The organism is Neotamlana sargassicola, assembly GCF_020523965.1.
GTDB lineage: Bacteria > Bacteroidota > Bacteroidia > Flavobacteriales > Flavobacteriaceae > Neotamlana > Neotamlana sargassicola.
This window is the reverse complement of the sequence record NZ_JAJAPX010000015.1, coordinates 1-1,301: the sequence shown is the minus strand read 5'-3', so window position 1 is coordinate 1,301 and position 1,301 is coordinate 1. Positions and strand designations below refer to the sequence as shown.

Annotated in this window: 2 protein-coding genes; both read right to left on the bottom strand. The window is 32.9% G+C overall.

The window, feature by feature from the left end; genetic code table 11:
* Positions 1-39: 39 nt before the first annotated feature.
* Entirely contained in the window at positions 40-855 is an 816-nt protein-coding gene (locus LG651_RS15635) for an IS3 family transposase (protein WP_262905137.1), read from the bottom strand.
* Positions 856-890: 35 nt separating this feature from the next.
* On the bottom strand, positions 891-1,262 hold the full coding sequence (locus tag LG651_RS15630; RefSeq protein ID WP_226697042.1) for a transposase: 372 nt from the start codon (positions 1,260-1,262) through the stop codon (positions 891-893).
* Positions 1,263-1,301 lie beyond the last annotated feature (39 nt).

The window sequence follows — 1,301 nt, the reverse complement described above, 5'->3', positions numbered from 1 at the left end:
TGTCTAGTCCTGAAATATGGCTACAGGTTAAAGATTGATTTACGCTGTTTTTAAATATACCATATTCGGTGTTTTATAGTCTAAAGATACATGTAATCTTATTTGGTTGTATAGATTAATTGCACTTTTTGTAGCTCTTTTAGCGTGATGCAGGCTATCAAAGGTTTGGTCAAGATAAAACTCGTCTTTTAAAATACCGTTTACACGTTCAGCAATAGCGTTTTCATAGCAATGATTTTCTTCAGTCATGCTAATTCTGATGTTGTTTCTTTTTAAAATCTGCGTGTATACATTGCAGCAATATTGTATACCTCTATCCGAGTGATGTATGAGACCATCAATAGTTTTAGCTTGATATAATGCCTTTTTAAGCGCTCTGGTGCAACCACTAAGTTCAAGGCTGTCACTAAGGTCGTAACCTATAATTTTCCTTGAATACATATCAGTTATAAGTGCTAAGTAGCAAAACCCTTTTATGGTTCTGATATAGGTAATATCACTTACCCAAACCTGATTAGGTCTATTAACGAGCACATCTTTAATGATGTTTTTATATTTATAGAATCTATGAAAAGAGTTTGTAGTTCTGTAGCTAGGTTTCTTTCTAGTTATAAGCATATTGTGTTTTCTAAGGATGTTAAATAGCGTGTCTCTACCTATTTTTAGGTTGGCTTTATCAAAATCGTTTTTCAAAGATATTTTAAGTTTTCGCACGCCTTCTCTAGGCAAGGATCTACGTTTTTGGTTGACAATTTGAATGATCTGTTGTTCCAGTTTTAAACGTTTATCAGCTCTGGTTTTATACTTATAGTAAGCATCACGTTTAAGTCCAAAAAAGCCAGTAATGGTCGTCAAAGACGCAAATCCTTTAGATTTTTCCTTAGCCTTAATTAGCGCTCTATATTTAGCTTTTTTTTTAGTTCAGCAACAGATTTATAGCCAAGGTCTTCAGCAGCAACTTCTAGGTATGAATCTTGAATCAAGGCATCCATGTCTTTCTTTAACAAGAGTTTTTTTAGTTGTTCAATTTCCTTTTGAAGTTCTTTAATTCTGGTTATTTCGTCTTTAGTTTTCACAGTGATTCTAGTGTTCATAAGGTCTTTACGATTGTACTTTTTAATCCATTCATTGATTGTGGTTGGATTAATTCCATACGCCTTACCTAATTGATACTTGTTTAATTTTCCGGTTGTAAGTTCTTCTAAAATTTTCAGTTTGAAAGGTTCTGAATACCGTCTGATTACTTTGTCGTTTTTATACATAATGTTTAAAATTATGTAGCCTTTATTCAGGACGGGTCA

What these genes read in the sequence shown, in the direction of transcription:
- LG651_RS15630 (WP_226697042.1), bottom strand. Translation starts at nt 1,262, where the DNA reads ATGTATAAAAACGACAAAGTAATCAGACGGTATTCAGAACCTTTCAAA.